Consider the following 25,939-nt stretch of genomic DNA (forward strand, 5'->3'; position numbering starts at 1 on the left):
TAATTCTAAAATTTTCAACTACTTAAACGAAGACTGCAAACGCGCGCAATTGTCAAATATCCCGCCATGCTGGCATTTGCCTTTAAATCGGAAATTATGGCTGAAATAGATATTTATATGCGACTAATTAGCTGGAAAAGAGATGAAATGGGAATTGGAGAAGTTAGACTGAAGTTTGATAGCATACTGTTCTGTATCATTTTTATGATTGCGCTGATCCTGTTTTATCTAAACAATCAAAATGATCTGCGTTCTATTATGGCTGTTTAACAGCACGCAGCTACCTGTAATAAGCAACAAGGATGTCGATTATTTAACCTCCTCCGTTTCTTCAGCGGCTTTCTCTGACGCCTTTTTCTCGGCTTTACCTTTACCAATAGGCACACTCACATTTAAATAAATGGCTGAATTTTTCTGACTGCCCGCGATAAAATTATTTACATCAACAAATCCAAAATAGTAATCTGCACAAATGGTCATTCCCTTTCCTTGCTTAAGTTTATACCCCAAACCAAATTGTATCCCTGCATCTAACCTGCTAAGACTATCCTTAATACTATTGGCAAATACAAGATCATCTTTGTCAACTACCGTATTTTTGAAATTGTCGAAGGCGGTATAACGTAATCCCAACTGAATACCACCTTCTGCATGAAAATAATCAACAATGCGGTAACGCATCAATACCGGAACATTAAAGTAATTAATTTTCCTTTCTACAGAACCTGTAGCAAAAACACTGTCAAGATAGATGCTATTCAGGGTATATGGATCAAGTCCTTTCGTTCCCATTTTTGCTTTCACGCGCACGCCGGTATGCAGAAAAAGTTTTTCTTTCAGTTTAAAATCAAAATAAAAACCAAGATTCCAGTCTGGAAGTATCTTGGCATTGACTGTATTACTCATGTTTAAAAAATTCACGCCTCCATCGAGTCCGAACTCAAGTTTATCTGAATTTAATTTATCGCCCAACAGCAAAGTGATGAGTACTTGTGAATGTGCTGCGGGACTACAGGTAAACAGCAACACAGTTATTATAAGCAACGCTTTTAGTTTTTTCATGGTTGTTTTTTTCTTATTTAATAAAGTGCCGGTTTCACTTTAAACGGCATACTATTCAATTAAGGTGATTAAACCTGTTGACAAGATACTATTTCGCCTTAAACTATGGCCGCTTCATAATGGAGGTTCCAAAATGAATTTTATAGTGCATTTCGCTTACTACGAATGAAAAAAACCGCCCCATATCTCCGGGGCGGTTTCCTGATAAGTTAAAATTTTACTACTGTTATTTGATCTTGATAAATTTAGTGGAAGCTGAATGTAATCCGTCAGAAACTGAAATAAAGTACATACCATCTGAAAGAACCGCCGTTTCAATTTCGAGTTGTTGATCTCCTGATTCAAAATGTTGACTGATATTACTTACCACTCTTCCGTTAATGTCCACCACTTTAATGTTGTAATCACCTGCATTATTGGCGGTAAAGTACAGTTGCATAGTTACACTACTATTTACAGGATTCGGATACACACCGATTTCATTTTCTCCAAGTTCAAGTGATGCTGTAATATCATCGGCCAATTTAAGCGGAGAGAAACAAAGCACATGCGCGGGCGTCTTTTTCTTCATGACTAACTGATGCTGTATAAAATTATCACAAAGCTGATCCGTGCAATATTGATTGGGCGTAGATTTTACAGTGTCCACTATTAATTTCAAGGTGTCTGAATGACAAGTAGTTGGATTTACCATACCAATTCCATCTGTTTTAATCACATGCGCATCGGTAAGTGTAGCTCCACCATAGGTATTCAGTGAATTCGTGCTGATGAAATAACCGGGAGTCGGATAACCTCCGCTCACTGAAACTACACTTTCTGTACGAGGGAAATTGGGTGTGGTAAGCGCGTAGTGATGTGCCCTGACTATTGTACCATTTGTAATATCCATTTCGAGCAGATAGGTGTCTGAAAAAATACCGGTATTCGGATCATCTACTCCACCTGTAATTACTACGTCTTTCGCGATCAGCCTGGCCTGATAAATTCCCTGTCCATAAGTAATTGGCTTCGGTGCCGCAGTCGTTCCGGGTACGCCGAAACGATGTGCATTTACAAATGCGCCTGTATTTACGTTTACCCTTGAAAGAAAGCCGAGGCAACCAGGAGTGTTCCCAACTCCTACTCCATTTGATAATCCTGTAATTACAAAATTGTCCACTGTACCGGCAACGCCAACGGTCTCATCTTCAAACATAATATCCCATCCCTGATCCTTTGGTAAAACACCGCTTGGTGTAGTAAATGGATAATCTACTTTCCAAAGCATCATTCCATCATATCGAACACGCATAACAAAATGAGTAGAGCCTGCAACGCCGGGCACATTCCGTTCACCGGTAATGGTAATTCCAATGGGATCATTTACATTGCCGTTTAAGAACTCACGGTAAACACATGATTGGTGTGGAATGAAGTTGGCAGGAATCTGGAAAGTAGGTGGGTTATAAAAAAACCTCCAAAGCAACACGCCGTTAATATCCACACGTGTGATAGCCGGAAAAGTTATTCCTGTTGCAGGATTGGTAACAGATGAAACCATGATCGCATCACCATTAGGGCACGACTCAATAGAAATACCTGTTTCATCATAAATGGCTCCTGCAGCAAAAATATTGGTACGTACCCACAGTATATTGCCATTATTATCAAATTTGATCATCACCGGCCGGCGAACACCAAGCGCAGGATCTTTGTAATAACCACTTACATAAAAATAGTTTTTTGATTTCGGCACCGCCACTGCATTTACTGCGGGTGCAAAAACCGGGCACACCGAAAAACTGCAAGGCAACTGACTTGTTGAAGGTGATGCGGTGAAGTTGCCGTATCCTGCCTGAATATCAGTAGCGGTATAAGAAATGGTTGGATTTGCTCCGTCATAGTATTTACGGTCCCATGCCGAGGCACCGGTAGCACCTGTATAGCGGGAGAACAGGATGTGTTCCGTACCCAGTGAAGGCGCAAAGCTGTTGGTGTTTCCAATTACCCAATAATCACTGCTTACTGCTACGCCTGCAACATAATTGTCAGAGCCTGCCGGAAGCATAGTATTCTGAAATGTTTGTGCACGAAGTGCTGTTACGTTGAATACTGCAAGGCAAACAAACAGCAGTACCATGTTCGTAGTTAATTTTTTCATGACTAATTTGATTTAGAATGAGTGCCTACTCTGTTCCGGCTTTTCAGCATCCGCCGTAATGATGAACCAAAAATAGCTTGACCACAACTCCTGATGCAATTACAATATGTTTGGTATGTAGCTTTTCAGCAGGGCTGAAAAAAAGAATGCCCCCGTTTTCGGAGGCATTCGATTTTAGCAACAGCTAATTTTTAAAATTTCAGCAGCTTCAATCTTTTTACATCATTATTTATACGTAGTTCAACAATATATAATCCGGGAGAAAGATCAGCTACAGAAAATTCCAATTCATTCATTCCTTCATCCAGTGAACCTGCCAAATCTTCCATGTTCAATTGTTGACCAATTGAATTGTAAAGCGCCACTGAAACATCTGCTGCTTCTTTCAGATCAATCCTGATGGTGCAATAATCAGTAGCAGGATTCGGATAGATGGTCAGCGGATTTAATGCAGCCAAAATACCGGATTCTCTGCATCCGATGTCAGGTCCCGTATAATTGAAACAAATAGTATCCTGCACATAATAAATACTGCCACTTGGACAGGAAATCTGGAAGTTAAAGACATAACAGGAATCACAATTTAAAGTGTCGAGGCTCTTCATTTGCCATTTACCGGCCGCTGTTTTACGGAGCAAAATATCTATTGGTGCGTCAATCGCGCTTACAGTTGATGCAGCTACAGCAGCGCCTCCACCACATTTTGATGTTGCATAATCAGAAAGATTCTTCAGCTTGGTCCATTTGCTTACTACCAGCTTACAGGTATCACTATCACAGGAAGCAATGGCAATATCAAGGTTATCGGTTATGATATCCAGTGTAAGTACAAACGCCAGCGTAAACTGATCAGGACAATTGGGTGCGAAAATGCTGAGTTTTACCGTGGAGGACAACATTGGTAACGCGGGGATTTTAACGCCGAGGTATCCTCCATTCATATGCAGCACATTCGCATTTGTTACAGTTACTGTATAGAAACACGCCGGCAAGTCCACACACTTTACCTGCACTTTATAGTTTACGGAAGTGCCCGTTGTTGCAGGTTTCCAATACACATAAAAGTTACCGGACTGATCATACAATACAACCTGCTTCAACGGAGGAATACAATTTTGCGCATCAGCCGCACTTGAGGAGATCAGCAACAGCGCAGCGATCAAAAACGAAAGAACGTTGGGTAGGTTTATGTTTTTCATTTGGCTTCTGGATTGGTTGAATAGTTTTGTGTCAATTTCGTGAATTAAAAGGTAAGTTGCTATTATTTTCAAGCCTTTTTAATTACTTTTTTTCTTAATTGTACCTAAAAAGCGGTTTTAAGTACCTCAACTTTTTACTATTTCCATCGAAGAATAGTGCATGAAACTAAGCTGATAAAAACCCTGCGCACCCTCCAGCGTAAAGAGCTGGTTGATTTAGCCCGCTTTGCACAATCCGGACTGGTACCGGTAAGTGAGAAGGGGATGGAATTGCTTGAATATATTCTTGCCTGCCAGCCGGATTTTGGTTCCCCACGGCTAAAGAAAGAAGTTGCTTTTAAGCAATTGTTCCTGAGACAACCATTTAATGATTCAAAAATAAGATTGCTGCAAAGTGATATTCTGAAATTGGTGAATCATTTTATCGGAGCCAGGGTTGTTTTCGCTGTTCCTTATGAGTCTGAAATGTTACAGCTCGAACATTTTATGAAAACAGAGAACAATGATTACACCTTAAAACGTATCGGGGAGTTGGAAAAGAAAGTGGCTGCGATTCCTTTTCATAATGAACATTATTTCCACCTCCGTTTCCGGATTGAGCAGTTGAAGAGTAATTTTCATGCAAAACGCTCAAAAGATTATACACTTAATCATCTTTTCAAAAACCTGGAGTCATTCTATTTTTTGAATAAGCTGAAAATGACCTGCGTCCGGCTCAGTAACAATTTCATTTACAGGAATGAGGCGGAAAATTTTTTTCTGTCGGAAATCCGCGACAGTCTTGCAAAAAAGACTTTTCCTGACAACCAGATTATCCTGGGTTACAGTTACAGTGTGCTCTTGCTGAATGATGAAGAACCACAAATTCAGTTCAACAAATTGTATCAGCTTTTGAATGAGCACGAAAAGCAACTGGGTCCGCATGAACTCAGCACCTTCAGCAAGATCCTGGAGAATCATTGCATCAGGCAAATTAATACCGGTCATGAAACATATTATGAAATGCTGTATCTCCTGCTTGAAAGACGTCTTCCACAGGCAAATGAAATTACTTCAGGTGAGGTAAAAACTTTCATGACACTTTGCCTTCGAATGGGCAAATCAGCAATTGCACAAAATTTTATTGAGGAAAAGAAAGATTGTATAACTCCCTTTGAAATACGCGTTGATGCGTATAATTATTCAATGGCACTGCTTCATTTTCATAAACAGGAATATGATGATGTATTGTTGCTGTTGCAGCAAGTGGAATATCACAATGTCTTCTACAAGATCGACAGTAAAAAATTATTGATTGAAGTTTTTTATGAATTGAAAGAATGGGATTCACTCGATTCTGCGATGAATGCGTTCAGGGTATTCATTCACCGGAATTCAGAAATATCAGCTGTTCATAAAAAGAACAATCAGAACTTCATCAATTTTCTCTACAAGCTGATGAATGCAAAGTCGCATGAGCAAAAGCGCCTGCATAAACTGAAACAGGAACTGACCAGGAGCCTTCACCTCGCTGAAAGAAAGTGGCTGATGGAAAGACTGGAGGAGCGGATTAAGAAATGAATATAACCAATAACCAACTAAAGACTAACGACCTTTATTCAATACTCACTACTCACTACTCTCATGTATTCAGTTTAAATACCAGCTTTATCAGGTGCTCTTTATAATTGGCACCAATCGGGATTTCCTTTCCATTGATTTCAATAAAATTCCCAACAATGGAGTTCACTGCACTGATAGCAACGATGTATGATTTATGAACACGGATAAACTTATTCCTGGGCAATAAGTCTTCAATCTTCTTCATCGTCTGATGCACAACCAGCGGACGTTCTTTCACAAATATTTTCAAATAGTCTTTCATGCCTTCAATATAAATAATATCAGCATAGTTAATCTTTACGAGCTTGCTATCCACTTTTACAAACATGTAATCAGTATTACCTTCCGGATTGCTCATCGCTTTGCGCATTTCAATCACTTTGTTTACCGCTTTCAGAAAACGTTCAAATGAAATCGGCTTCAACAAATAATCAACCACATCAAGATCAAAACCTTCAATCGCGTGATTTGGATACGCCGTGGTAAGAATGACCGCAGGCGGATTCTTCAACGATTTTAAAAACGACAAGCCATCGATCACCGGCATCTGTATATCGAGGAAGAGCAGGTCTATCTTTTCGTTGTGCAGCGATTGAAAAGCATCCAACGCATTACTGCATTTTTTAACGAGGTTCAATTCACCTCCTACCCTTTGCACATAATTTTCGAGCACTTCCTGTGCAAGCGGCTCATCATCTACTATGATACACTTTAGCATGATTAAGAAAAATTTAATTGAAGATTTACTTTATAACGATCGCTGTGAGATTCTATCACCAGCGTATGATGGTCAGGATAAATCAGTTCAAGACGCTTCCTCACATTCTCCAGTCCGATTCCGCCGCTCTCCTTCCCTGCTGATCCGTTTTTCGGGATGCTGTTTTCAACAGACAGCTTTAAACTATTATTCAACACATCGAGATGTATCTCCACAAAACCGTTTATCATTTGGGCATTGATGCCGTGCTTAAAGCTGTTCTCTACAATGGGAATCAGCAGCAAAGGTTCAATGCTCCTGTCTCCCACATCACCTGTCTGCACATAACTGATAGATACATGATTCCCATGACGGATCCTTTCCAGCTCAATATAATTACTTACAAACTCCACCTCACGTTCCAATTCCACAGCGCCGGAATTGCATTCATACAACACATAGCGCATCATATCACTTAAGCGCAAGACCATGTCAGCCGTTTTATCGGATTTACGTAAGGCAAGTGAATAAATATTATTGAGGGTATTGAATAGAAAATGCGGATTGATCTGTGCCTTCAGGGCATTCAGCTCCAGGGTAAGATTATCACGTTGTAACTGCAGCAACCGTGTTTGTGTAGAACGTACTTGCCCTGCATACTTTATGGAATAAGTGATCACCAGCGTAAAAAATCCTTCAATAATATCGTATTGCGAATTTAACTGCGTGATATAATCATGTAATCCTACACTGGAAATGGAAACAGGTATCAGGGTTAACAACTGAAAATTCACATAGGAATAGGCAAACACCAAAGCAATGGTTGCCGCCGCATAAATCACATACCTGCGCTTATTGAGCAACTGCGGAACCAACAGGTACAGATGAAAATACATCATCGGAATCTGTGTAGCCGCATACACCAGCATAAATAATAATTCCCCTGCGCCCCAGCCATACAATGAAACGATGTCGTAAAAAGTGCGGAACAGCCAGAATAACCAAAACCCGACATGCATCAATACACGTAATACCGTTGGCTGCTGCAACCAGTTATTCAATTGCTGAAGATAAACAGATCGGGTATTTTTCATGAAGCGTGTAAGGTAGCTTTCCCTGCAGGAAAGAGATAAATTTATAGACAAATTCTTTCATTCCATCGACCAAAGCAAATGGCAGGAAACCTAAGTTTTACCAGCAGTGAAAATCATTTTTGTTGGTCTGTTTAAATGATGAGTTTGTCTAAATTATTTTTTTCATCGCTGCTGTCTCCCCTTCTTTGTATTCAGTTTAGAAATTGCATTTTCCATTTCATTAATTCTTCAAAACCAAGTACTCATGGTTGGTTTGGAAAACTACCTGGCCGGCGGCAAACTCCCGTAAGCCGCCTGGTCGGGTAGTTTGGGTTTAAGAAACCTGTTACTGATTATTCCGAAGAGTATTAAACAAAAACGATTGAAGGAGATTGCTTCATGAATTATTGCCTCCTATTATAAATTAAGTAGTGTTGCGACATTCTTAAATTTGCGCAACTTTGTCAAGGTTTCAAAGTAACAGCCACCATCGATTTTGCTGAATCAAACCCTGCAAAAGTTTACAGCACAGAACATTAATGACTTATACCAAACTCTTTCTTCCATGCAATTCATGATTAAACCGACCAACGCACTGTTAGCACTTTCTTTATTGATTACATCCTGTTCTTCTGATGAAAAGAAGGTGTCAGAATCAACTGACCCACAACTTTCGCTTCAACCATTACTTGCACAATATTATGATGACCATTTGAAGCTGTTTCCACTGGAAGCCACGCAGAGCGGTGACAACCGTTTTAATGATCAGTTGCCAAATGATATGTCAGCAGAATTCCGTAGCAGGGAAAAATTGATGCTCGGACAATATCTCGACTCTCTTGAAAAGTATGATCGTGCAAAACTGAATGCAAATGATCAGATGAGCTATGATGTATTGAAATGGGAACTTGCAATCTCAATGGAAAGACTTCAATATCCTGAAGATCTCATGCCCATCAATCAATTCTGGAGTCTGCCGCTTACCATGGGACAGCTCGGTGCCGGCAGCGGCAATCAACCATTCAAAACAGTAAAAGATTATGAGAACTGGTTAGGACGTATCAATGGATTCACAACCTGGTGCGATTCAGCTATCGGAAATATGCGCAAAGGAATGGATCAGGGAATAGTGTATCCGAAAATACTGATGGAACGTGTGTTGCCGCAAATGCAAAGTATCGTTACAAAAGATGTAACAAAGAATCTTTTCTATCAACCTATTTTAAACTTGCCGGAATTAAATTTCTCTGATGAAGATAATAAACGGCTGACAGCACTCTACACCAAAGCCATCAGCGAACAGGTTGTTCCCTCCTATCAGAAATTGTATGACTTTATCAGGAATGAATACATTCCGAAATCCAGATCCAGCGCAGGCATCTCTGCTATTCCCGGTGGAGCCGCTTATTATCAATTCTTAATTAAATACTGGACCACAACAGATATGAATGCAGACCAGGTATTCGCACTCGGACAAAGCGAAGTGAAACGCATAAGAGGTGAAATGGAAAAAGTAATGCAGGAAGTGGGCTTTAAAGGAGATCTCAAACAATTCTTTCATTACCTGCATACCGACAAACAATTTCTTCCTTACAAAACAAAAGAAGAAGTACTGGATGCTTACCGTGCGATTGAAGACCGTGAAAAACCATTTCTGAAAAACCTGTTCACCGTTTTTCCGAAGACTGCTTTTGAAGTGCGTGAAACAGAAGCCTTCCGCGAAGCGAGTGCCAGCGCTGAATACAACCAGGGAACACCAGATGGATCAAGGCCCGGCATTTTTTATGTTCCAATAGTTGATCCCGCCAAATTCAATAACATTTCTATGGAAGATCTCTTTCTGCATGAAGCCATTCCCGGCCATCACTATCAAACTTCTCTACAGCAGGAAAACAAAAACCTTCCTGACTTCCGTCGCTTTATTTGGTACGGCGCTTATGGGGAAGGCTGGGCTTTATACTGCGAATCTCTTGGAAAAGAACTCGGACTTTATAAAGATCCTTATCAATACTTCGGTATGCTGAGCGAAGAAATGCACCGCGCAATACGGTTGGTGGTTGATGCCGGCATTCATACAAAAGGATGGACGAGAGAACAAGCTATTCAGTTTTCACTGGAGAATGAAGCAGAGTCTGAAGCAGACATCACTGCAGAAATCGAACGTTACATGGCCATTCCCGGACAAGCATTAAGCTATAAAGTTGGTCAGTTGAAAATTATTGAGTTACGCCAGAAAGCACAACAAAAGTTAGGTGATAAATTTTCATTGGCAAAATTTCACGACGAATTGTTGAAAGATGGTTGCCTGCCGATTGCTGTGCTGGAGGCGAAGATGAATAAATGGATGGAAATGCAATGAGGAATTAAGAATGAGGAATTGAGAATTAGTAATGATAAGTGTTCGAAACCTTGGTGGCTTTCAGGTTTGCTGAAAATTTAAAAGCAGATCAGGTTGTTGATTTACGCGGATGAACAGGCATGAGAGCGGAACAAAACAATGTCACGATGAGTGTAGTCGAACAAAAACAATGTCACGGTGAGCGTAGTCGAACAAAAACAATGTCACGGTGAGCGTAGTCGAACAAAAACAATGTCACGATGAGTGTAGTCGAACAAAAACAATGTCACGGTGAGCGTAGTCGAACAAAAACAATGTCACGGTGAGCGTAGTCGAACCGCGACATTGTTTTTGTTGGAGCCTTCCTAAAAAAATTGTCCTTCTTCGACTCCGCTCTGAATAACAATTTTTTTGCATTTCGCGGCGACAGACAATTATTCATCCGCATAAATTCAGTAGTTCATGGTTTCGAACATCCATGATAATGAATCAGAGTATTACTGAAGGTTTGTTTAGTCGTTGCCGCAAGAGCCATATTATCCTTTACACCTTCTTTAAATTGTCAATGCTGCCAGAATACTGAAATCAAATAATACTGCATCATAAGCTTCCATTCATAAAACCAAAAAGTGTGTATGCGTTTTTCATTCTTATTTATTCTTGTGTTTTTCACCGTCACACTAATAAACCTTTCTGCTTTCGAATCTCAGGCTCAGAATAATTACCAATTCACCATTGATCTTGTAAACGTTTCGAATGATGAGGTGAATGTGGAATTGAAATGTCCGCAATTAAAAGATGACACAGTGCGATATGAACTGCCAAAGATTGTTCCCGGCACCTATTCCATTTACGATTACGGAAGATTCATTGATAATTTTTCCGCTAAAGACCGCGAGGGAAAACAATTAGAAGTAAAGCACGATGATGAAAATACCTGGACCATTAGCAATGCATCAAAACTTTCTAAAATTACGTACAGCGTAAATGATTCTTATGACGCGTACGACAAAGACAATCCCATCTTTGAACCTGCCGGCAGCAACATTCAGAAAGATTCCAACTTCGTGCTCAACACATTTGCTTTTGCCGGCTATTTTGAAAATCATGAGAACCTGCCGTATGAAGTAACCGTACTTCACCGGCCTGATGTATATGGAAGCACAGCCATGATTGATGAAGATGCCGCATCAACTGCCGACCGGTTTACAAAACCAAATTATCATGAACTTGCGGATAATCCCATCATGTACAATGTGCCTGATACTGCTACAGTGAGAGTTGGAAATTGCGATGTGCTGATCTCTGTCTATTCTCCTTCCGGCATTGTGCCCGCAGCTTACGTTGCCGGAAAATTGGATACACTGTTGCAGGCACAGGGAAAATACCTTGGTGGTTCTTTACCTGTAAATAAATATGCATTTATCATCTACCTCGATCACGATGAAGGTATTTCCGGGGCGCAAGGTGCATTGGAACATTCTTATTGTTCGATGTATTATATGCCTGAACTTCCAAAAGAAACATTCGTGGCTTACTTTACAGATTATGCTGCACATGAATTTTTTCACATCATCACGCCTTTAAATATTCAGTCTGAAGAAATTCAGTATTTCGACTTCAATCATCCAAAAATGTCAGCACATCTTTGGCTTTATGAAGGCACCACTGAATACCATGCACAACTTGTGCAGGAAAAATATAAGCTGATAACGCCGGAAGCATTTCTTGATGTGATAAGCGACAAGATGAGCGGCGCTGCATTCAGCTACAACGACACTTTACCTTTCACTGAATTGAGTAAAGGTTGTCTTGACCGTTATAAAGATCAGTACGGAAATGTTTACCAGAAAGGCGCACTCATCGCCATGTGTCTTGATATCAGGCTGCGATCGTTGTCCAATGGAAGCTACGGCATTCAGAACCTGATGAAGGACCTTAGTAAAGAATATGGAAAAGATCATCCGTTTAAAGATGATGAGCTTTTTGATAAGATTGGCGCGCTTACTTATCCATCTATAACTGACTTTCTGAAAAAATATGTCGGAGGAAGCAGTCCGTTGCCTTTTGAAGAAACCTTCCAGATGGTGGGTGTAAATTATACAGCGGTTGAAAAACAGCAGGATTTCAGTCTTGGAAGAGCGGGTCTTTCTGTGGACACTTCAAATGGCCGTGTTGTAGTGAACGATATTTCAGGCATGAATGATTTTGGAAGAATGATTGGTTATCGCACTAACGATGAAATAATTTCCATCAACGGAAAGGAAATTTATGTCTACAATTATGTTCAATTCAGAAACGAATGGTTAACTACCGTGAAAGAAGGTGATCCGATTACTGTCGTAGTGAGCCGCCAAAAATCAAATGGGAAATTCAAAAAAGTAACCTTAAAAACCAAAGTCACGAAGACAGAAGTTTCAGTTTATAACCTACTCGGATTTTCAGAAAATCCAACGCCATCGCAATTGACTATTCGCAATGCCTGGCTGAATCCATAAAAATAGCTGACCAATAAAATCAGCAATGCATTGCATCTCCCAAAAAAATTCCAATAGCATATGGAAACCAATTTGTCTATGCAATATTCTCCTTGGTCTAAAAAATTTTCTGCGCTGCACAAATTAATGCTGCTTTAATCTTTAATTGAAAAGACGCCTGCTGCTAACATTCCTTCGGTCCATTTCACAATAGATGAATCAGATCATAAAACAGACCATACAACAGCCATGCTAAAATCGCATACACTGCTGTTTGGATTTACATTAATCACTTCATCCGTTCTGGCTGATAAAGTTTCTTTACCTGCCATCCGTACAGTAACCGCTCCTAAGATTGATGGCGAACTGAGTGACGCCTGCTGGCAAAATATTCCTGCTGCCACCAATTTCATAACGCTTGCCCCTGATTATGGTAAACCGGAAAGTCAGCGAAGTGAAGTGAAAGTTACTTATGACGATCAGGCCATCTACATTGGTGCATATCTCTACGATACTGATCCGAAAAAAATCAAACATCAATTATCTCAACGTGATGCAACCGATGCGCTGGCAGATAATTTTATTGTAGGCTTTGATACCTACAATGACGGTTTGAATGGTTATCGTTTCCTGGTAACAGCGGCAGGTGTTCAATTTGATGAAAAGGGTTCACCTTCCAATGCACATGATGTAAGTTGGGATGCAGTATGGCAAAGCGCTGCTGCTATAAAAAACGATGGTTGGGTTTGTGAAATGAAGATTCCCTATTCCGCTATCCGTTTTCCATCATCGCCTGTTCAGGATTGGGGCATGCAATTCGGACGCAACATCATACGCAATGGCGAACTCGATTTATGGAGCCCGGTAGATCCTAAAGTGGCCGGCATCATCAATCAATGGGGAACGCTTAAAGGTCTTGAAAACATTAAGCCTCCGTTGCGGCTCTCCTTTTCACCTTACCTCACCGCAGGTTACCAGGTTACACCCATCAGCAACGATCCTGTTGAATATGCAACTGATAAATTACTGAGCGGTGGCATGGATGTAAAGTATGGCGTGAATGAAAGTTTTACGCTGGATGCTACTTTGATTCCGGATTTCGGACAGGTGCAATCCGATAATCTTGTATTGAACATTTCTCCATTTGAAACCAAGTTTGATGAGAAGCGGCCTTTCTTTACCGAGGGAACAGAGTTGTTTAATCAGGACAATGGAGGCAGCTCCTCACAATTATTTTATTCAAGGCGGATTGGCGGATTGCCCATTCATTATTATGATGTTCAAAGTGAAGTAAAAGAGGGAGAAATACTTATCAGGAATCCGTCAGAAACCAAACTGTACAATGCCACAAAATTTTCAGGAAGAACCAATCATGGTTTTGGTTTAGGCATTCTTAACGCGGTAACAAGGGCTACGTATGCTGAAATAAAAAATGAAGAAACCGGTGAAGTACGTGAAGTGGAAACCAATCCCCTTTCTAATTACAACGTGCTGGTATTTGATCAGTCACTCAAATACAATTCAAAAATAAGTTTTGAAAACACCAATGTAATGCGAAGCGGCAATGCACGCGATGCCAATGTTTCCTCAGTACATTATGATCTCAGGAACAAATCAAACTCATTGGAAGCGGTAGGATTTGGAAACGTGAGTATGCTATTTGAAAACGGAAACCAACCCATCACGGGCGGCTATTACCAGGTTAATCTGAATGATACGAAAGGGAAATTCACGCCCTGGTTCTGGCATGAACTCATCACACCGGACTACGATCAGAACGATTTCGGCATTCTATTTTACAACAACCAGATGACCAACGGTGCCGGACTCAGTTACAACAACCAGGAATTAAAAACAGGACCTTTCTACAATATCAACTTCTGGTACAGTCTCAATTATAAGACACTTGTAAAACCATTGGTGTATGAAGAATGGGAAACCAATGGAGGGTTCAATGGCACCTTTAAAAATTTCTGGAGTGCAGGCATTAATTTTTATTCAAAACCTGTATGGTACTACGATTATTATGAGCCAAGGGTGGAAGGAAGAAAATATTACCATTATCCTTTCGGCTACGGCAGTGCGTGGATCAATTCAGATTACCGGAAGAAATTTTCAGCGAGCGCTTCCATAGGTTATGGTGATGCGCCCGGATCCGGCAATCCGTTTTATGAAGCATCCATCGCTCCGCTCTACACTGTGAATGATCACTTTTCAATCGGATATGATTTATATGCGAGCAGTGATCATGGCACAGAAAGCTTTGTAACTATTGATGCTGCTGACAATATTATATTCGGAACGCGCACTACTTACACGGTTTCCAATAACCTGCGGTTGCGTTATACCTTCAACCCGAAGATGAACGTTTCTTTCCGCGGAAGATATTATTGGAGCAAAGTTAACTGGGTGGATTATCAACTGCTTAATGAAGACGGAACGCTGGGTGAAACAGATTACACAGGCAACAATGATATCAACTTCAATGTATTCAATATTGATGCGGTATATGCCTGGGAGTTTGCACCCGGAAGTTATCTGAATGTGATCTGGAAAAACAACATTCAGCAATACGACGATCTCGGAATGGATGATTACTTCGCCAATTGCACGAAGACTTTTCAAACGCCACAAAGCAATGGCATATCTGTCAAGCTGATTTATTACCTGGATTATCTCTCGTTAAAGAAAAAGACGACATCCTAACATTTATTCAGAACCTTCCCTCCTGCACATCTTTCAAAAACTGAATCACACCCGGATAATAATGTTGCTGGTCATCCCACATCGCAAGGTGACTGCCATCAGGGCAATATAAATATCTTCCATGCTTCACCAGCTTACTCATTTCTTCCATTTCTTCAGGATTCATGGTATCGTACTTTGCACCAACCATTAAAGTGGGTACATGAATGTTTTGCAAATCATTCCAACGATCCCAATGCAGTAACCGTCCGCCGGTTTTAAATTCACTGGGTCCTTGCATCATCACATAAATGGTTGGATTAACGTGCTTGAAACTTCGCATTAGAGGATCAGGATTGGGAACGATACGGCAGATGTGCTTATCATAGTATTCTTTCTGAACCAGTTCAAGATAAACAGGATTCTGGAAATCCCCTTTCTTTTCAAAAACTTCAAGTGAATCAACCAATGATTTCCGCATTTCGCTTCTGAGTTTATTATTGTATTGTTCGTAGCGCGGAATGCTGGCCACCATATTCGAAACAATCAGTCCTTTCAGATTCTCCTGGTACTTCAATGCATATTCCATGGCAAGTATGCCACCCCAGGAATTTCCAAGCAGGTAAAAATTATCCTTGTTTAATCCCAATGCTTTTCTAACCTGTTCCACTTCTTCCACAAACCGTTCAGTTGTCCATAAGCTGCTGTCGTCCGGTTGATCGCTGTAATAAGAACCCAACTGATCGTATTCATAAAATTCGATGTTTGCTTTTGGAAAAAAGCTCTCAAAGCATTCCATGTATTCATGGGTCATGGCAGGTCCGCCATGCAGCAGCAATACTTTGATGGCTCCATTTCCAAAACGCTTGGTCCATACTTTATACTTCCCGTCTATTGTAATCATTTTGATGCCTGCCGTCTGCACCCCTGAATCAGTCACATCAAGATAGCTGCAGTTATCCGTTGTAATATTCTCAGTAGCGACAGGTGTATTTTGTTTACACGCGGATAGAAAAAGCAGCAATACTATTCCTGTGCAGTACAATGCTTTCATAGGTAATTATTTATTCGAAATATAAGTTTTTAAAAGGAAACAGCGACCAACAAGTTTTCAATTGGTGCAGCAGAACTCAGGAGCACTGGAAAAGACAAGGAAAATTTTTTGAGGAATTCTTCAATATACCTGCTAGGCTTCCGCCACCACTTCCTTCATCTTAGTGAGCTCCAATACTTTATCGCCAAGCCCTGCCAACTCATAAGAGTGAATCAGCGAATTGATCAATGCAAGAATAATCTCACGATTGGTACAAGGTAAATAATGAGAAGATTTGGGCGTTACATGCTGCTTTTTCAGAAACAACGTGATATCGTCACGCGAAAAAATAATACCCTTATTAAACGGGTTGATATAAAATAACAGGCTGCTTTTTATTTTCTGTTCTGATTCATCAGGGTCAATCAGGTCTTTGTGAAAAGACAATACAAAATGCTGCGGAAGATTAATACCATAAACGGGCATTTTGATTTTATCAGCAAGAATCAAATACAATACTGAGAGGGAAACGGGATTTCCCTTTTTCGATTCAAGCATAATATTCAGATAAGCATTCTGCGGATCGTGGATGTTCGTGGTATTTCCTGTAAATCCGTTGAGCTGATACATTACGTGGTTAAATACATTCACCTGCTCCAATGGCGTCAGGTTGTAATTCATCTCCAGCCAGATTTCTTTACTGAGCTTATCGATCTGTGCATTGATCTTCGATACACTTAAATCGGGATATTGATAACGGGCGATGAGGATTGCGGCTTCGAGCAAATTATCCTGCCTTTTCTTTGCCCACCGTTTCAGGTCTTTCAATAAAGTTTCAAACTGAATGAGGTGAATCAGTTCTTCAAGGCGATAGTGAAGGTTTGGATCGAAAGTTTTTTCCCACGCCTCTTCGAGTGAAGGGATAATGGCCGTTCCCAGTGTTATCAGACGATCTGTTACATGCCTGTAAACTTCCTCATCAGGATCATCTAACAGGTTGATAAGGGCACTTAACTCATTTTCTTTCAGATGCGCTTTCAAATGTGTGTCAGAACAGGTTTAGCTTCCTTTGCGTTTAAATCGGCCGAATGCTTTCTTAGGAGCATCTTTTGCTTTTTCCAGCAGCTCCATGCAGTCGTCCAAAGATAAATCCTTCGGTTCTTTTCCGGGAGGAATCTTCGCATTAAGTTTTCCACTTTTCACATAAGGTCCCCATTTGCCTTCCAATATGGAAATACCATTCTCTTTAAATTCTTTTATAACACTGGATGCTTTTGCTTTTATCAATTCAATGGATTCATCCAGCGTTATCGTCATCGGATCCTGGTCCTTCTTCAATGAATAGAATTTTTTATCATGCAACACATAAGGTCCAAACCGACCTTCGCTCACCGTTACATCCAGGTTTTCATACGTGCCTGCAATGCGTGGCAATTTGAAAAGTTCCATCGCATCTTCGAATGTGATGGTTTCCAGATTCATCCCGCTGCGAAGCTTCGCATATTTCGGTTTTTCTTCATCTTCGGTTGCACCCACCTGCACCATCGGACCATAACGTCCCATTCTCGCAATAACTTTACGTCCGGTTTTTGGATCAACTCCCAGTTCGCGTTCTCCTGATACGCGTTCTGCATTCTCTAAAGTATTTTCCACGTTTTTATGAAAGGGTTTATAAAAGTCATCAATCATTTCATCCCACTTTTTCATTCCGTTGGAAATATCATCAAACTCACGTTCTATCTCTGCAGTAAAACCATAATCCATCACCGTTTGAAAATGCTGCATCAGGAAATCATTCACCAGCATGCCAATGTCCGTTGGAAACATTTTTGATTTCTCTGTTCCGAATGTTTCTGTGTCAACCACTTTCGTAACTGTATCATTCTTCAACTTCAGCATACGGTACTCACGACGCAAACCTTCTTTATCCTTCTTCTCTACATAACCTCTTTTTTGAATGGTGCTGATAGTCGGTGCATAAGTTGAAGGTCGTCCGATTCCAAGCTCTTCCAGTTTCTTTACCAATGATGCTTCCGTATAACGCGCAGCAGGACGGGTGAATCTTTCTGTTGCATTCATCTCCACAAAATCAAGCACCTGGCCAACCGTAAGCGGTGGCAGCGTAGTAGATTCTTCAGTGGCAGCAACTGTAGTTTCCACCTTCTCGTCATCATCCACCGATTCCATATATACTTTCAGAAATCCATCAAACATCAGCACTTCGCCACTGGCCACCAGTTCTTCTTCTTTTACTTTAGAAATGGAAATTTTCGCCGTTGTTTTTTCTAATTGTGCATCACTCATCTGTGAAGCAATTGCCCGTTTCCAAATCAGGCTGTATAAACGTTGCTCATCATACTCTCCTTCTATTTCTTTGTTTTCAATGTAAGAAGGACGAATGGCTTCATGTGCTTCCTGTGCATTGGCAGTCTTTGTTGCATATTTTCTTTGCTGCGAATAATTCTTCCCGTATGATTTTACAATTTCATCATGAATGGATTTTAAAGCGGTTTCGGAAAGATTGGTTGAATCAGTACGCATGTAAGTAATCTTACCGGATTCATATAATCGTTGTGCCACCAACATGGTTTTTGCAACCGAGTAACCAAGCTTTCTGCTGGCTTCCTGCTGAAGGGTAGAAGTCGTAAACGGTGCAGAAGGGGATTTTTTCCCGGGTTTCACCTGCACATCCTTTACAGTATAATCAGAACCGATACAAGCATTTAGAAATGCTTCCGCATCCTTTTCTTTCGATTTATTTTTCGGAAGTTCCGCTTTAAACGTTACTGCATTACCGAACTTATCTTTTGCTTTAAATAAAGCGATGATCTTATAACTTGATTCAGATGCGAAATTGTTGATCTCTCTCTCGCGTTCCACAATCAAACGAACCGCCACCGACTGCACGCGACCGGCAGACAATGATTTTGAATTAGAAATTTTTCGCCACAAAATGGGCGACAGCTCAAAGCCCACCAGGCGATCAAGTATCCTGCGCGCCTGTTGCGCATTCACCATATTCAGGTCGATAAAGCGTGGATGGCTGACTGCTTCAAGAATAGCGGGTTTGGTAATTTCATGAAATACAATTCGCTTGGTTGCCTTCACATCCAATCCCAATGCCTCACACAAGTGCCATGATATCGCTTCACCTTCGCGGTCTTCATCCGTTGCAAGCCAAACTTCAGCGGCATCTTTGGCAAGTCGTTTCAATTCCTTAACAACATCCTTTTTCTCAGCACTTATTTCATAAGTCGGTTCGTAACGGTTTGCTACATTAATAGCCTTATCCGACTTTGGTAAATCACGGATGTGTCCATAACTTGATTTAACAATATAATTATCATCAAGAAATTTTTCCAGCGTTTTAGCTTTCGCAGGACTCTCCACGATCATCAAATGCTTTCCGCCTTCTTTAGTTTTCTTCTTTGCCATGCAACTGCCGATAAGTAACTATTACAAAAAATCTTCATCCTCACTTCGCCGCAAAGTAAAAAGTTTAACTGTGAATAATCAAAATTTTTATCCTTTCTGAGAATGGGGCTCAATATTCAACTGTTGAAAGGCGTGAAAAACGAAGTCACTTTTCCTTATCTGCCAATACTGCGCGCAAGAGAGACTATTCGGAATGAACTACCAAAATTTTGCCCCTACGGGACAAGCGTTAGATTATGGTTGAAGAAAATTATTATGACAATTTATAGTCAATCAATAATATACACAATGCATCTAAAATCATCGATGCTCATTTCTTTAAAAATCGTTACGCCAAACGCCATCTGAAATTTTTTCCCTGATCAATTGCTTGCTGTTGCATTTTTTACATTGCGGACGGGAAAAAAATTTCTTTACAATATGCTTCGGGCAGGAAATCATCCCACATGTTTCGCATCGATATCTTATAATACGAGTGCCTGACGTAAGAAAAAGACCATGCTTTACTTCATGCTGCCCTGCTTCGCAATAATAAACTTCTCTGTTTGACATGGAATGGTGAATGGTGAATAGTGAATGAGCTAAATGAACTAATGACCCAATGATTAACGACCAATGACTTAAACTTATAAACTGAAGACTAACGACTAAGGACTAAGGACTAAGGACTAACGACTAAGGACTACTCACTACTCTCTCCTCTCTCCTCTTCCACAAATCCAACTCCCAACAAATCCAGCTCCTGCAACACCGGCAGATAAACCTGCGACATCACAGGAATATGAACACCGGTAAGGAAAATTTCAGATTGCAATAACAGTCGCACCATTATTCCCAATGGCAGTCCAACTGTTTTTGCCATGGCTGTATTCAGCACATCATCACCTTTCAAAATCATAGTGCTCAACTGCTGTTTCTTTTTACCTTCCATTTCATAGCGCACTTCATGACGCATTACAATCATATCGTTGTCGGAAGGTTGCATCATCCATTTTCGCTCCAGCAGATTTTGCAGAATCTGCGCGGGCGTTCCGTGATCCAACGGAATTTTTTCATCACTGAAAATTCCTAACCATTCCAGCCGGTTCAGCACGCTGTTTTTCAGTCCGAGAAATTTTGCTGTTTTTGATTTTGCACTTTTGCCAGTCCATTTTTCCTTTTCAGGAAGATAGCAATTCACCCAGTCCGCATACGACATCGCTTGAGAGTTATTTAATGTATAACTGTCGTCAGTCAAACCAAGCTGCACCAATGCATTCCATGCATCACAATACCCTTCCTTTCGCAAAGTGGAACGCAAAATTGTTTGCACTCCTTCCAATCCATATTTTGAAATATAAGCCATTGAATCACGATTGGGATAAGATTCAAATTTTCCATAACCACTGATTTTAAATGCTTCTGTAGTGGTGAACATGCGGTGATAAGGAACAAATTTCTGCACGCCGTTTTCGAGATACTGCGCCGTGCTTTGTCCTGCCAGCACCACGTTTCTGGGATTCCATGTCACTTTGTAATGCCACGGATTATCATCTGATTCAGGCGCCACCAATCCTCCTGTTCCTGATTTAAAAGAAGTGATCCTGCCGCCCTTTTCCTGAATCGCATGAATCATTTTCATGGCGCTCATGTGATCAATACCCGGATCAAGACCCATTTCGCACATAAACAATAAACCGGCTCTTTTCACATCTTCATTCAACTGTTGCAATTCGGGCGTAACATAAGATGCTGTTACGAGGTGCTTTTTAAATGCAAGACAATCTTTGGCCACTAAAATATGAAGATGCGGAGGCAGCATGGAGATGATAATATCATGTGCTTCAATTTCTGTTCTTCTCATTGTTTCGTCTGTTGCATCAAAAGCAATCGCACGGCCAGCGGTATGGCTTCCCACCTTTGCAGATGCTGATGAAACTGACTGATCACCCACTGTAACGGAAGCATTCCATTCCAGCGCATGCTCAAGCAGGTAATGTATTAAAACAGTGGCGGAGCGTCCGGCACCTAACAACAGGATTCTGTTCATCACTAAAAAAAATTAACTTGCAAAAGTAATCAACGCCAGGTTGACGTTTTAACAATCACCAGAAAATGATTTTTTCAATTACGCAAGGATATCATGAATATGAAAGAACTTGATCTGATTGTTCCCTATAAAGAACTGGAAGATATCAACGAGTTGCCGGTTGAATTCCAACAATTATTAATGAAAGCCAAAGAAGCTATTGATGATGCATATGCACCATATTCCAATTTTCGGGTTGGCGCAGCAGCATTGCTTGAAAACGGAGTGGTTGTTAAAGGCAGCAACCAGGAAAATGCTTCTTCACCTGTAGGAATTTGTGCTGAAAGAGTTACGCTGTCTGCAGTTTCTGCGTCCCATCCGAATGTTGCCATTGTTGCGATTGCCATATCTGCAAAGCCATCGAACTACACACTTACAGCTCCTGTTGCGCCGTGTGGCATTTGCCGCCAAACGATCGCTGAATATGAAGAACGTTTTGAGAAAAACATTCAGATAATCCTGCAAGGCGAATCCGGTAAAATTCTCTGGATCAATTCGGCAAAAAGATTATTGCCCTTTTCTTTCGGAAGGGATGATCTGAATCCATAAGTAAATAATGTATACCGGTAAAATTGGCTTGAAAGACAACCTCGACGCTTTTTATGCGCAATATTGAGCCACGCAAAGAATTAATGTATGCTTCCGCTATTCTTTGTGTGAGTATTATTTTGTTATGGCTATATAAAATTCCTGTCCTGGGAATCACTTATTTCTGGGATGAAGGTTGGTCCTACGGTGTCGCGATTTACAAAATGTCTGAACGCATACCCAGTTTGCTGCCAGCTTCTCTTCCGCCTGAATTATCGCGTGGACATCCGTTAATGTATTATTTCATCAATGCGCTGGTAGCAAAGACTTTTGGCTTTTCTCCTTCAGTGATGCATTTATTTTCATTACTGATAGCTACCGTTTTTCTCATTGTATTTTTTTTAATGTTACTGCGATTCACAAATCCCACATTCGCGCTCCTTGGTTCTCTGCTCATAATGACGCAGGAAGCATTCATTGCGCAATCATCACTTATGCTACCGGAAATTTTCATTTCGTTACTGGTGATGACGACCATTTATTTCCTGATCACAGATCATATTTTGTGGTATATCGTTTCCGCAACCATGCTGGTTTTGACGAAAGAATCAGGTCTCGTTGTCGCAGCTTCTGCCAGCCTGATTTATTTTTCACATCTGATCAGGCAATACTTAATAAAGCATCATACATTTTCAAAATTGATAAAAGGCAGCCTGCTTTTATTCCTTCCGATAATAACAGGTCTTACCTTTTATGCGATCCAGAAAGCCACTTTCGGATGGTTCCTTTTTCCGTTACATGTTCAGATGGCAAGCTTCAGCCAGGAAGCAATTACAAATCATTTGATGGTCATTTGGCAATTTGTTTTTTGGGGTTACGGAAGGAAGAACCTTTTTGTAATGCTGGTAATAATGTGCTTTCTCGCATTGCTGTCCGCTTTGTATCAGAGAAAGAAATTCAACAATACTATTTGGAAACTGACTGCGATGTTATTAATTGTATTCAGTTGCTACACACTATTCTCTGCTATCAATTACATCTCCTTGCGCTACCTGATGCCGCTCATTGCCATATTTATTTTCCTGCTGACGGTCTGGGGATATCAGCTTTCTAAAGTCGGATATCGTTTAATAGGTTTTCTGATGTTGGTTTCAATCGGACTTGCTTTGTTTCATGATTTTACAAACGAACCTTCATGGATTGATGATGTTTCCATAAACTATGCAGACAACATTTTAGTGCAACAATCTGCAATCCATTTTATGGAAAACAGCGCGCCAAAGTCAGAAACTATTTGCACAAACTATACACTCTATTTTTTGTTAACGCACCCTGAACTTTCTGCACTTCAAGGACCTGCCTTTTCAAATGTATTCCGTGATACCCTGATTGATGATGCTGACTTTTACATCTTCTGCAATTATCCTCTTGTAGAGAGTTATTATGATGCGGTTAAGTCAAATGATGAATTCCATTCGATAAATAAAATTGAAAAGGGTAATGCCTGGTGTGAAATTTTTGCACGAAAATGAATTATTACATTTTGAGTATTGTAATGCATTTCTTATGGGTCAATTCAATTTTGGAATCAGGGTTTTAATTACCACTTTCTTCAGGTAACTTTGCCGGTATTCAACCTGAGCTGAAAATTTCAACATCAGCATTCATTTTAGTGAAACGAAGCTTTTGCTTTGTTCCATTTTTTTAACACATTCAATAACCATTTATATGATTGGAACAGCAAAAATCAACCACATTGAACTCGAAGAAAAATACGGCGCGCACAATTATCATCCATTGCCTGTTGTGCTTGCAAAAGGAAAAGGTGTATTCGTGTGGGATACCGATGGTAAACGGTACTTCGATTTTCTTTCCGCTTATTCAGCAGTCAACCAGGGACATTGCCATCCGCGCATTATTGAAGCACTGACAGAACAGGCACAACAACTCACACTTACCTCCAGGGCATTTTATAATAATGCGCTGGGTGAATATGAACAATACATTACTACTATGTTTGGCTACGACAAGGTGATGCCTGTAAATTCCGGTGCTGAAGCAGTAGAAACCGCACTCAAACTTTGTCGCAAGTGGGGACATAAAGTAAAAGGCATTCCTGAAGGAACAGCGAAAATCATTGTCTGTTCTGAAAACTTTCATGGCAGAACAATCGGAATTATTTCCTTCTCGAGTGATGGACCTTCTAAAGATGGATTCGGTCCGTTGCTGCAGGGCTTTATTACCGTTGAATACAATAATCTTCCCGCATTAAAGGAAGCACTGGAAGATCCTGCTGTAGCTGGTTTTTTAGTGGAACCTATTCAGGGAGAAGCCGGTGTTCATGTGCCTGACGACGGATATTTAGCGAATGCTTTCAATTTGTGCAAAGAAAAAAATGTGCTGTTTCTCGGAGATGAAATTCAAACAGGACTCGCACGCACAGGCAGAATGCTTTGCTGTGAATACGAAGCCGTTCGACCTGATATTTTAATTTTAGGCAAAGCGCTTTCAGGTGGCGTTTTGCCCGTTTCCGCGGTATTAGCTGATGATGAAATTATGCTGACCATCAAACCCGGAGAGCATGGTTCTACCTATGGTGGAAATCCATTGGCGTGCAAAGTGGCTATTGCAGCATTGGATGTTTTGAAAGAAGAAGAGTTAGCGGAGAATGCATTTATCCTTGGGAACCTTCTTAGAAAAGAACTTAATAATATAGATTCAGGTGTAATAAAACTTGTGCGCGGAAAAGGATTGCTGAATGCCATTGTAGTACAACCCAAAGAAGGGAAAGAAGCATGGGACCTCTGCCTCGCACTAAAGGAAAACGGATTGCTTGCCAAACCCACTCATGGAGATAAGATAAGATTTGCTCCGCCGTTGGTAATTACTGAAGAGCAATTGATGGAGTGCGTGGAGATTATAAGGGCGACGGTAGCGGAGTTTGAAGGATGAAGTGCGGATGTGCCGATTAAATTGATGTGCCGATATGCCGATGGAGTTGATAGGATGATGTTCTGATAAAATGGAAGCGAAATGTGTGAAGTGATAATGAAGAAATGAAATGATCCTCAGATAAATCAACTTAACGACATGCTCACCAATTCCGCCAGTTACAATCGAATATTGACTCTCCACTAGCGACTTTTACTAAGGACTAACTTCTATCGACTTTTTACTCACTACTCACTACTTAATCATCACTCCCCTCTTCCCCATCATCGGAATCTCCGTAAAATTATTTTCAACAATACTTTCTGTTACAAAAACATAACGCTTGTCGAAGAGTGTTCCTTCATACCAGAAGCTAACCCAAAATTCATTGGTGATGCCAAAGAGGCGTTTATCGATCCATTCAACTTTAACATATTCATTAGCACTGATCTTTTCGAAAAACTGCCGTAAGGTGCTGGTCTTAATGTTTTTTCCATCCAGACTGCCATAACCCTGTGAACTGATCAGCACACCATCAATCTGTTGCGCTTTCATGTTGAGCAGGTAAACATTCCATTCTTCCATTCCCGTTTCGTTTATTTCAGGAACTACCGCAACTGCAACATCCTGCACTCTCTCAATCTGAATATCTTTTATCATAGTTTTAG

General features: G+C 40.6%; 18 protein-coding genes. 8 read left to right on the plus strand and 10 right to left on the minus strand.

Translation table 11 applies throughout. From position 1 onward, the window contains the following. Nucleotides 1–66: 66 nt before the first annotated feature. Complete coding sequence (locus tag IPO83_18970; GenBank protein ID MBK9733340.1) at nucleotides 67–270, plus strand: hypothetical protein; 204 nt, start codon at nucleotides 67–69, stop codon at nucleotides 268–270. A gap of 39 nt (nucleotides 271–309) precedes the next feature. On the opposite strand, the gene IPO83_18975 is transcribed toward IPO83_18970, so the two are convergent. The 3 genes from IPO83_18975 to IPO83_18985 all read right to left on the minus strand — a co-directional run bounded on the left by IPO83_18975 (nucleotide 310) and on the right by IPO83_18985 (nucleotide 4,404). Next, nucleotides 310–1,062, minus strand: coding sequence for a PorT family protein (locus IPO83_18975; protein MBK9733341.1), 753 nt, complete (start codon nucleotides 1,060–1,062; stop codon nucleotides 310–312). A gap of 226 nt (nucleotides 1,063–1,288) precedes the next feature. Next, nucleotides 1,289–3,205 (minus strand): T9SS type A sorting domain-containing protein, encoded by a 1,917-nt coding sequence (locus tag IPO83_18980; protein MBK9733342.1) that lies wholly within the window; start codon nucleotides 3,203–3,205, stop codon nucleotides 1,289–1,291. A gap of 191 nt (nucleotides 3,206–3,396) precedes the next feature. After that, nucleotides 3,397–4,404, minus strand: a complete 1,008-nt coding sequence (locus IPO83_18985; protein MBK9733343.1) for a T9SS type A sorting domain-containing protein — start codon at nucleotides 4,402–4,404, stop codon at nucleotides 3,397–3,399. A 156-nt stretch (nucleotides 4,405–4,560) separates the two neighbouring features. Between IPO83_18985 and IPO83_18990 the strand changes: the two genes are divergently transcribed. Beyond that, nucleotides 4,561–5,964 carry a hypothetical protein gene (locus IPO83_18990; GenBank protein ID MBK9733344.1) on the plus strand — a complete coding sequence of 468 codons (1,404 nt, stop codon included), beginning with the start codon at nucleotides 4,561–4,563 and terminating at the stop codon, nucleotides 5,962–5,964. Between the two features lie 61 nt (nucleotides 5,965–6,025). Here the strand turns inward: IPO83_18990 and IPO83_18995 are convergent, their stop codons facing one another. Both IPO83_18995 and IPO83_19000 read right to left on the minus strand, forming a co-directional pair. Beyond that, nucleotides 6,026–6,724, minus strand: coding sequence for a response regulator transcription factor (locus IPO83_18995; protein ID MBK9733345.1), 699 nt, complete (start codon nucleotides 6,722–6,724; stop codon nucleotides 6,026–6,028). Nucleotides 6,725–6,726: 2 nt separating this feature from the next. Continuing rightward, on the minus strand, nucleotides 6,727–7,797 hold the full coding sequence (locus tag IPO83_19000) for a histidine kinase (GenBank protein ID MBK9733346.1): 1,071 nt from the start codon (nucleotides 7,795–7,797) through the stop codon (nucleotides 6,727–6,729). Nucleotides 7,798–8,341: 544 nt separating this feature from the next. Between IPO83_19000 and IPO83_19005 the strand changes: the two genes are divergently transcribed. The 3 genes from IPO83_19005 to IPO83_19015 all read left to right on the plus strand — a co-directional run bounded on the left by IPO83_19005 (nucleotide 8,342) and on the right by IPO83_19015 (nucleotide 15,297). Next, nucleotides 8,342–10,135, plus strand: coding sequence for a DUF885 domain-containing protein (locus IPO83_19005; GenBank protein MBK9733347.1), 1,794 nt, complete (start codon nucleotides 8,342–8,344; stop codon nucleotides 10,133–10,135). A gap of 614 nt (nucleotides 10,136–10,749) precedes the next feature. After that, nucleotides 10,750–12,612, plus strand: coding sequence for a peptidase M61 (locus IPO83_19010; GenBank protein ID MBK9733348.1), 1,863 nt, complete (start codon nucleotides 10,750–10,752; stop codon nucleotides 12,610–12,612). A 228-nt stretch (nucleotides 12,613–12,840) separates the two neighbouring features. After that, a complete protein-coding gene (locus tag IPO83_19015) occupies nucleotides 12,841–15,297 on the plus strand; it encodes a carbohydrate binding family 9 domain-containing protein (protein MBK9733349.1) in 2,457 nt (818 codons plus the stop codon). A gap of 7 nt (nucleotides 15,298–15,304) precedes the next feature. Here the strand turns inward: IPO83_19015 and IPO83_19020 are convergent, their stop codons facing one another. From IPO83_19020 to IPO83_19035, 4 genes are all read right to left on the minus strand, one after another. Beyond that, nucleotides 15,305–16,330 (minus strand): proline iminopeptidase-family hydrolase, encoded by a 1,026-nt coding sequence (locus tag IPO83_19020; GenBank protein MBK9733350.1) that lies wholly within the window; start codon nucleotides 16,328–16,330, stop codon nucleotides 15,305–15,307. Nucleotides 16,331–16,462: 132 nt separating this feature from the next. Further along, on the minus strand, nucleotides 16,463–17,350 hold the full coding sequence (locus IPO83_19025; GenBank protein ID MBK9733351.1) for a transglutaminase family protein: 888 nt from the start codon (nucleotides 17,348–17,350) through the stop codon (nucleotides 16,463–16,465). Between the two features lie 18 nt (nucleotides 17,351–17,368). Then, complete coding sequence (gene topA / locus IPO83_19030) at nucleotides 17,369–19,744, minus strand: type I DNA topoisomerase (GenBank protein MBK9733352.1); 2,376 nt, start codon at nucleotides 19,742–19,744, stop codon at nucleotides 17,369–17,371. 682 nt (nucleotides 19,745–20,426) lie between these two features. Continuing rightward, nucleotides 20,427–21,773, minus strand: a complete 1,347-nt coding sequence (locus IPO83_19035) for a saccharopine dehydrogenase NADP-binding domain-containing protein (protein MBK9733353.1) — start codon at nucleotides 21,771–21,773, stop codon at nucleotides 20,427–20,429. Nucleotides 21,774–21,872: 99 nt separating this feature from the next. Between IPO83_19035 and IPO83_19040 the strand changes: the two genes are divergently transcribed. From IPO83_19040 to rocD, 3 genes are all read left to right on the plus strand, one after another. Then, a complete protein-coding gene (locus IPO83_19040; GenBank protein ID MBK9733354.1) occupies nucleotides 21,873–22,361 on the plus strand; it encodes a cytidine deaminase in 489 nt (162 codons plus the stop codon). A gap of 53 nt (nucleotides 22,362–22,414) precedes the next feature. Next, nucleotides 22,415–23,872, plus strand: a complete 1,458-nt coding sequence (locus tag IPO83_19045; GenBank protein MBK9733355.1) for a glycosyltransferase family 39 protein — start codon at nucleotides 22,415–22,417, stop codon at nucleotides 23,870–23,872. Between the two features lie 196 nt (nucleotides 23,873–24,068). Then, nucleotides 24,069–25,292 (plus strand): ornithine--oxo-acid transaminase, encoded by a 1,224-nt coding sequence (gene rocD / locus IPO83_19050; protein MBK9733356.1) that lies wholly within the window; start codon nucleotides 24,069–24,071, stop codon nucleotides 25,290–25,292. Nucleotides 25,293–25,526: 234 nt separating this feature from the next. On the opposite strand, the gene IPO83_19055 is transcribed toward rocD, so the two are convergent. After that, nucleotides 25,527–25,931, minus strand: coding sequence for a hypothetical protein (locus IPO83_19055; GenBank protein ID MBK9733357.1), 405 nt, complete (start codon nucleotides 25,929–25,931; stop codon nucleotides 25,527–25,529). Nucleotides 25,932–25,939 lie beyond the last annotated feature (8 nt).

It is taken from the genome of Chitinophagaceae bacterium, from assembly GCA_016717285.1.
GTDB lineage: Bacteria > Bacteroidota > Bacteroidia > Chitinophagales > UBA10324 > JACCZZ01.

Excerpts from the sequence above, each read along its gene's own strand:
- IPO83_18970 (MBK9733340.1), top strand. The coding sequence starts at position 67 with ATGCTGGCATTTGCCTTTAAATCGGAAATTATGGCTGAAATAGATATT.
- IPO83_18975 (MBK9733341.1), bottom strand. The coding sequence starts at position 1,062 with ATGAAAAAACTAAAAGCGTTGCTTATAATAACTGTGTTGCTGTTTACC.
- IPO83_18980 (MBK9733342.1), bottom strand. The coding sequence starts at position 3,205 with ATGAAAAAATTAACTACGAACATGGTACTGCTGTTTGTTTGCCTTGCA.
- IPO83_18985 (MBK9733343.1), bottom strand. The coding sequence starts at position 4,404 with ATGAAAAACATAAACCTACCCAACGTTCTTTCGTTTTTGATCGCTGCG.
- IPO83_18995 (MBK9733345.1), bottom strand. The coding sequence starts at position 6,724 with ATGCTAAAGTGTATCATAGTAGATGATGAGCCGCTTGCACAGGAAGTG.
- IPO83_19000 (MBK9733346.1), bottom strand. The coding sequence starts at position 7,797 with ATGAAAAATACCCGATCTGTTTATCTTCAGCAATTGAATAACTGGTTG.
- IPO83_19005 (MBK9733347.1), top strand. The coding sequence starts at position 8,342 with ATGCAATTCATGATTAAACCGACCAACGCACTGTTAGCACTTTCTTTA.
- IPO83_19010 (MBK9733348.1), top strand. The coding sequence starts at position 10,750 with ATGCGTTTTTCATTCTTATTTATTCTTGTGTTTTTCACCGTCACACTA.
- IPO83_19015 (MBK9733349.1), top strand. The coding sequence starts at position 12,841 with ATGCTAAAATCGCATACACTGCTGTTTGGATTTACATTAATCACTTCA.
- IPO83_19020 (MBK9733350.1), bottom strand. The coding sequence starts at position 16,330 with ATGAAAGCATTGTACTGCACAGGAATAGTATTGCTGCTTTTTCTATCC.
- topA (MBK9733352.1), bottom strand. The coding sequence starts at position 19,744 with ATGGCAAAGAAGAAAACTAAAGAAGGCGGAAAGCATTTGATGATCGTG.
- IPO83_19035 (MBK9733353.1), bottom strand. The coding sequence starts at position 21,773 with ATGAACAGAATCCTGTTGTTAGGTGCCGGACGCTCCGCCACTGTTTTA.
- IPO83_19040 (MBK9733354.1), top strand. The coding sequence starts at position 21,873 with ATGAAAGAACTTGATCTGATTGTTCCCTATAAAGAACTGGAAGATATC.
- IPO83_19045 (MBK9733355.1), top strand. The coding sequence starts at position 22,415 with ATGCGCAATATTGAGCCACGCAAAGAATTAATGTATGCTTCCGCTATT.
- rocD (MBK9733356.1), top strand. The coding sequence starts at position 24,069 with ATGATTGGAACAGCAAAAATCAACCACATTGAACTCGAAGAAAAATAC.
- IPO83_19055 (MBK9733357.1), bottom strand. The coding sequence starts at position 25,931 with ATGATAAAAGATATTCAGATTGAGAGAGTGCAGGATGTTGCAGTTGCG.